This window comes from Enterovibrio norvegicus DSM 15893 (assembly GCF_900115495.1).
Lineage (GTDB): Bacteria > Pseudomonadota > Gammaproteobacteria > Enterobacterales > Vibrionaceae > Enterovibrio > Enterovibrio norvegicus.
Genome location: NZ_FOWR01000011.1, coordinates 137,815 through 144,635, shown reverse-complemented (window position 1 = coordinate 144,635; position 6,821 = coordinate 137,815). Strand labels below are relative to the sequence as shown.

Annotated in this window: 4 protein-coding genes and 1 rRNA gene; 2 read left to right on the top strand and 3 right to left on the bottom strand. The window is 46.9% G+C overall.

Annotation, left to right across the window (positions count from 1 at the left end):
• Nucleotides 1-132 precede the first annotated feature (132 nt).
• Both rrf and BM082_RS09135 read left to right on the top strand, forming a co-directional pair.
• A 5S ribosomal RNA gene (gene rrf, locus BM082_RS09140) occupies nt 133-248 on the top strand.
• Between the two features lie 389 nt (nt 249-637).
• Nucleotides 638-925, top strand: coding sequence for an MliC family protein (locus tag BM082_RS09135; protein WP_017013209.1), 288 nt, complete (start codon nt 638-640; stop codon nt 923-925).
• A 60-nt stretch (nt 926-985) separates the two neighbouring features.
• Here the strand turns inward: BM082_RS09135 and BM082_RS09130 are convergent, their stop codons facing one another.
• The 3 genes from BM082_RS09130 to BM082_RS09120 are packed head-to-tail and all read right to left on the bottom strand — an operon-like array spanning nt 986 to nt 6,820.
• A complete protein-coding gene (locus BM082_RS09130) occupies nt 986-2,398 on the bottom strand; it encodes a phosphoglucomutase/phosphomannomutase family protein (RefSeq protein WP_017013210.1) in 1,413 nt (470 codons plus the stop codon).
• Nucleotides 2,399-2,458: 60 nt separating this feature from the next.
• A complete protein-coding gene (locus BM082_RS09125) occupies nt 2,459-4,864 on the bottom strand; it encodes a glycoside hydrolase family 94 protein (RefSeq protein ID WP_017013211.1) in 2,406 nt (801 codons plus the stop codon).
• A 39-nt stretch (nt 4,865-4,903) separates the two neighbouring features.
• A complete protein-coding gene (locus tag BM082_RS09120) occupies nt 4,904-6,820 on the bottom strand; it encodes a beta-N-acetylhexosaminidase (protein WP_017013212.1) in 1,917 nt (638 codons plus the stop codon).
• Between the last annotated feature and the right edge of the window lies 1 nt (nt 6,821).

Below are 6,821 nucleotides of genomic sequence, written 5' to 3'. Positions count from 1 at the left end.
CTTAACCATACAACACCCAAGGGGTTTTAGCGGACTCAAAGAAGAACATTGAATGTGTATTGAGACACGAAGCTGGTCAGTATTTTCCCAGATTTTAGTTTTTCGCGAGCGCGGGGAACACAACAAGATTTGCTTGGCGACCATAGCGTTATGGACCCACCTGAACCCATGCCGAACTCAGTAGTGAAACGTAACAGCGCCGATGGTAGTGTGGGGTTTCCCCATGTGAGAGTAGGACATCGCCAGGCTTCCAATTCGTTTTCATCTTTTTATGAAAAAGATGAAGGCAAAAAGAACGAAAAAGCCCTGACCTAACGGTCAGGGCTTTTTTACGTCTGAAGAAAAGCAGAAACGAGACTTGAGAAGGCGAGTGACGAGAAAAAGGCAGGAAGAGCGGGTCCTCGGACCAAGGAAACGCTAAGTGAAAATCGCGCATTTGCACTCAACGACTTGATCAAAATGAAACTCAAAGACACACTAATCCGCACTCTCGCACTCTCGCACTCTCGCACTCTCGCACTCTCGCACTCTCGCCTGTTTTGACTAAATAACTTTGCGCATTGTGACCAACCAAATAGCCATATAAGTATGAGCGTGGAATCATATGGGTGTCGCGGTTTAGTTTAAGGAGAGTGAGATGAAAAAAGTGATGGGTATTTGTTTAGTATCGACACTCGTGACGGCTTGTAGCTCGACGTTGCCTCACCAATTTACGTGCGAAGATGGTTTTGTGTTCGATGCAATGGTGACATCAGACACTGCAGTCATTCGTATTAATGATGTACAAAGAGAAATACCAAGAATTCGAGCGGCGTCTGGTGCTCAGTATGAATCAGAAGATAAAGAAACAGGACTATATACCAAAGGCAAAGATGCCATGTTGGTGTGGGATGAATTGTCTTATCGTGATTGCGTAATGCGTTAAAGCGCAGTCAAAAAAGGGTAGCGACGGCTACCCCTTAAAATCAACGAGTTGATAATTATTCTAAACTTTTAGGAAGGACTTAATCTGACTAACAAGTGCTTCCGCAGTTTCTTTGTCTTCCCATTCTACGAAAATACGCAGCAGTGGCTCAGTGCCTGAGAAGCGAGCTAGTGCCCAGCCGCCATTTTTGAAGTACACCTTCAAGCCATCGGCATAGCTAACCTTTTCAATTTCGTAAGCAAACTCAGGCAACTCTTTGTCTACATAGATACGATTGTAAAGGCTGTCGCGTTTAGATGCTTTGAACGTACAGTCGCCTTCTGCTGTATAGGCATAGCCGTATTTTCCATAGATTTCATCAAGCATTTCAGACAGTTTCTTGCCTGTCACACTGATCATTTCTACCAGTAAACTTGAAGCAAATACGCCATCTTTACCTTTGATGTGGCCACGGATCGTGAGACCGCCCGAGCTCTCACCGCCGATCAGAGAATCATCCGCTTCCATTTGCGAGCTGATGTGTTTGAAGCCAACAGGCACTTCAAAGCTTTTCTCATTGTGGTCAGCAGCAACTTTATCCAGAAGGTGAGTTGTTGCGATGTTGCGAACAACGGAGCCTTTTAAGCCCTTGTATTCCAACATGTAGTAATAGAGAAGCAGCAATACTTCGTTCGGATGAATGAAGTTACCTTTTTCATCAATGATACCAAGACGGTCAGCATCACCATCTGTACCGATACCGATGTCATAGCCTTCGTGAGCAACCATGTGCTTCAAACGGTAAAGGGTTGCAGCGTTTGGTGAAGGCATTACGCCACCAAACCCTGGGTTTTCGCCATCGTTGATTACGTCAACGTCACAACGGCCTGAAATCAAAACAGTTTGCAGGGCATTTTTAGCCACACCGAACATTGGGTCAATCAGTACGCGAAGGTTAGCGGCTTTAATCGCCTCGATATCAATAAAATCTATGATCGAATCAACGAATTCGTTCATTGGGTTGATGATCTTAACCAGCCCTTGGGCTTGTGCGTCTTCGAAATCCATGGATTTCACATCAGCGGCTTTCAGCTTGCTGACTTGTTCTTCGATTTTTGCCGTAATGATTTCGTCTGCATCACGACCACCTTGGATGAACACTTTGATGCCGTTGTAGTCCGCAGGGTTGTGAGACGCTGTGATACACGCAGAGTAGTGTGTTTCCATCTGCTTTGCTTTGAACATGACGATTGGGGTTGGAACGTATTTATCGATGAAGCTGACAGTGATGCCATTGGCAGCAAGCACTTCTGCAAACCATGCAGCAGCTTTGTCAGAGAGAAAACGACGATCGTAACCAATCACGAACCCTGGATCACATGCATTTTCGGTGATCATGATGTTCGCAAGAGATTGCGCCACGAGACGAACGTTGTCTTTGGTAAATTCTTCACCGATGAAGGCGCGCCATCCGCCTGTACCAAATTGAATCATGATAGAGCTCCTTTCTAAACAGGAATAAAAAAGGAGGGCAAAAGTGCCCTCCTTTTTTTGTTAGCCCATTACAACGTTAACAACGTTCACAGAGCCTTCAGCTTGTGCTGGGATAGCGCCAGTAACAACTTCACCGTTCAAAGTGATAGTTTTTACGCCTTTGCTTACACCGTTCGGGTTTTCTACCTTGATTTGGTAAGTTGCACCGCGCCATTCGCGGTTTACTTCAAATCCAGGCCATTCTGTTGGAATACAAGGGTTAACGCTTAGGCCATCAAAGCCAACTTGTACGCCCAGAATGAAGTTGGTTACTGCGAAGTAAGCCCAACCTGATGTGCCCGTTAGCCAAGGGTGGTTTGCACGGCCATGGTTCTCGTGGTCACGACCCATGATGAACTGAACGTATGAGTAAGGTTCAGCAACACGCTTTTCAATCATGTCGTTTTGGTTGTACGGGTTAAGTGCATCGTAGAATTTCATTGCACGGTCACCACGGCCCAGCTTCGCTTCCGCTACCCATGCCCATGGGTTTGGATGCGAGAAAATCGCGCCGTTTTCTTTCACGCCTTGGTAAACACGGGTAACGAAACCGATGTCATCGTTTGGCGTTGAGAAAGACGGTGAGTTTAAGTGCAAGCCGTATTCAGAGAACAGGTTCTCATCAACTGCATCCATGGCTTTTTCGCCACGATCTTGTGATGCCATACCAGAAAGAACAGCCAGCGTGTTCGACTCAAGGTGAATACGACCTTCAGTTTGTTGCGCTGTACCGATCTTGTCGCCATCTTTGGTTAGACCACGGATGTACCAGCCACCTTCTTCGTCCCAAAGGTGTTTTTCACACGCTTCGCGTACGTTCGCTGCCATTTCAGTGTATTTCTGAACGTCAGCATCTTGGCCTTTGTGTTTCGCCAGAGTAATGAACTCTTGCAGTGCCCAGAAGTGTAGGAAAGAAACCATGGCTGACTCACCACCGCCTAGGTTCAGACAGTCGTTCCAATCCGCTCGTAGACCTTTACAGATACCGGTTTGACCCACGTATTCTGCAGAGAAATCTAGCGCCGCTTTCATGTGCTCGTAAACAGTTGCGTCACCGCCGTCCGCATATGGGATGGTTTCGTCTAGGAAGCTTTCTTCACCGGTCTCGGTCACGTACTTGATGATTGTTGGCACGATCCATAGGTGATCGTCAGAGCAGGTATCATCAATGCCGTGGATCTTATCTTCATCACTAGGGGTTGGAACAACCGTTGGTGACTTAGACGGTTTCACATCTGCTTTTGCTGGATCGAACCAATCTGGATCGAACAGGTGCAAGCCGTACCCTGCTTTTACTTGGCCGCGTAGCAGGTCAACAAGACGCTTACGGGTCATTGCAGGGTTTGAGTGAGGAACAGAAATCGCATCTTGTGCGGTGTCGCGATAGCCAAGACCCGTACGACCACCCACTTCGATGAAGGATGCAAAGCGAGACCAAACCACACAGGTTTCTGCTTGGTAAAGTGTCCAAGCATTGATCATGGTGTCTAGGCCTTCGTTTGGCGAAGATACTTGGAACTTGTTACAACGCGTTTCCCAGTGATCTTTAATGCCAGCAAATGCAGCATCAACGTTAGCAAGATCTTGGTATTTCTTACGTAGACGCTGGCCTTCGCCTTTACCTACACCCAAGATGTAAACGAAGCGAACTTCTTCACCTGGCTGGATAACGAATTGCTTGTGTAGAGAGCCACAATGGTTGTAACAGGTTTGAACGTGGTTAGAACAACGACCTTTTTCAACAGCAATTGGGTTAGCTTCATCACGGTACATGCCCAGGAAGCTGTCACGTTGACCGTCGTAGCTGTCAGGATCGAAGCTCGCTGCCATGTAGTAGAAGCCATCGTGATCGTTGGTGTTGTAATACAGATCGTATTCAATCACGCCATCTTCATAAGAGGTGCCAGCAGAGTACAAGCTCATCTGATGGTTTTGGTTGTCAGATTGGATGTGGCTGAATGAGAACTCAACGAAAGAGAATGCACTGATCGTACGTGGCTTGTCGCCGTCGTTCTTGATCGTGATGTCCCAAAGTTGTGCGTCTTCACCTTTTGGTACAAACAAGGTTTTTGATGCCGTGATGCCTTTGTATTCGCACTTGAATTTTGAGTACGACAGACCGTGACGCACTTCGTAAGAAGCTTCTTCAAGGCTCTTCGCTACTGGTTGCCAAGAGATTGACCAGTAGTCTGCAGTTTCATCATCACGCAGGTAAACAAAGTGTCCAGGGCGGTCAAACGTGCCGTTTGGACGGAACTTAGTGACACGGTTGTGCTCAGGACTTTGATAAAACGAATAACCACCCGCATTGTGAGAAATTACGGTACAGAATTTTTCTGTACCCAGATAGTTGGTCCATGGCGCCGGTACGTCAGGACGGGTAATGACATATTCCCGGTTATCGTTATCAAAGAAGCCGTAATTCATGGCGTATTTCCTTCTACAAAATCAAAAAAATTGAAGTTATTACCGACGATAGTTAATACCTAGACGATCCAGGTACTGTAGTTGTCCGCTAAGACGGGCTTGGAAGTCTGCCCAGTCTCGCTGTTCCTTGGCGCTCCAACACACTTCTGCAATCGCAAAGAGGCGAGGGAAGATCATGTATTCAAAGCGGCTTTGGGTATTGGTCATTTCGCACCAAAGTGCGCACTGGATACCTTTTACCTTCTCAAAATCATTTTGAGTGGTGTCTGAGTGGGAAAAAGGCTCGTAGTGGTATGCTTTTTCAAGCGGTATCTTTGCAGCCCAATCTGTTCCCGGCTCATCAGCCGAGAAATCTTGTGCCATATCGAGATAAGTTTCTTGGCCAGGTTGCAACACAATGTCATAGCCATTGCGAATACAATCCAAGCCAGATTGTTCATTGACCCATGTGAAGACAAGGGTGTTTTTGCTGACTTTGTCGCCAAACACCACTTCTTCCCACCCCAGCATTTTTCTGCCTTTTGCTTCGAGATGTTTCTCAACATGACGCAACAAGTGACCTTGCAAATCTTTGCTGTCTGCATAGCCTTTTTCTTTCATCAAGGCTTGGCATGACGGGCTTTCAGTCCATACATTGTCAGGTACTTCATCGGCACCCACATGAATGAAAGGACTTGGAAACAATTCGCACACTTCATCAAACACGGCTTCTAAGAAGGTGTAAGTGCCTTCAATACCCGGATTTAAAATGTTGTCAGTGAAGTTCTGAATACTGCGGTAGACCGACGTATCTGCCTCTTCGACGAGCAAATGCGGCAGTGATTTGATGGCAGCACGGCAGTGCCCCGGAATGTCGATCTCAGGGATGACGGTGATGCCACGTAAAGCGGCATACGCGATCACATCGCGAATGTCATCTTTGGTATAGAAGCCACCGTGGATCTTCGACAGCGATGTGTACTGTGGTTCGATGGTTTCAAATGGTCCACGCCACGCGCCAATTTCAGTCAGCTCTGGGTAAGCATCAATTTGAATGCGCCAACCTTCGTCATCGGTTAAATGCCAATGAAAATGATTGAACTTCAAGCGTGCAAGTTGGTTGATCAGATCTTTCACGCGACGAAGCGGGTGAAAGTGACGTGCACAATCCAACATCATGCCGCGGTAGCCAAAGCGAGGGTGATCCTCAATCTCAACACAAGGGATCGCGAACCCAGCGTAATGGCGATGAGAAGCATGAACGGGCAACAGTTGAAGTAGTGTTGCTACGCCATAGCTAAAGCCATTTTTGTCTGATGCGGTAATGACTATCGCATTCAAGGACACGCTCAATCGGTATTTCGACGGTGCTAACGATTCGTCTTTTTTGAGTCGAATCTGGCCTTCTTGTTTAACCGAAATATCACGACGTAGATGGTCTGACAGTTCTTCTGAAAGCCAAAGCGCGGCAGATTTAGCGTCTTCGTCGTCACTGGCAATCGCACAATCGTCAGCAATGGCAAAACGCCCTGATTTAACCACCATGGCTTTTGGCTGAGGAATGAGATTGATGTCTTTCGGCTCAGGAAGCGATAGCGGCTCACGTTCAGGAGATTGCGCACCAAGGTTGATCGTGGTCGTTTCGACTGGAATAGCTTGTACACCCGTTGAGGTAGTAACAAGCAAACAAGCGTCAGCGATGCCTTCGTCATGAAGAGAGAAAGGCTTAGTTCTGTGGCTAAATTCTACATACAGGTGATCATTGGCATTGAGTGGCTGTCCGCTTTCAAACGTACACAGACTGCCTACTTGCTTTAATGTGCCATGCGAAACACTCGTAGGAAGAACAAAGCGACTAACGCTAAACGTTAGCTGCCAGTGTTCAATGTTTGTTTCTGAGAGATTGTGCAGTACCAGCGCAAAGCGACTTTCATTTTGCTGGACGTCAATCACGTTGAGGTCTAAACGAAAATTCATG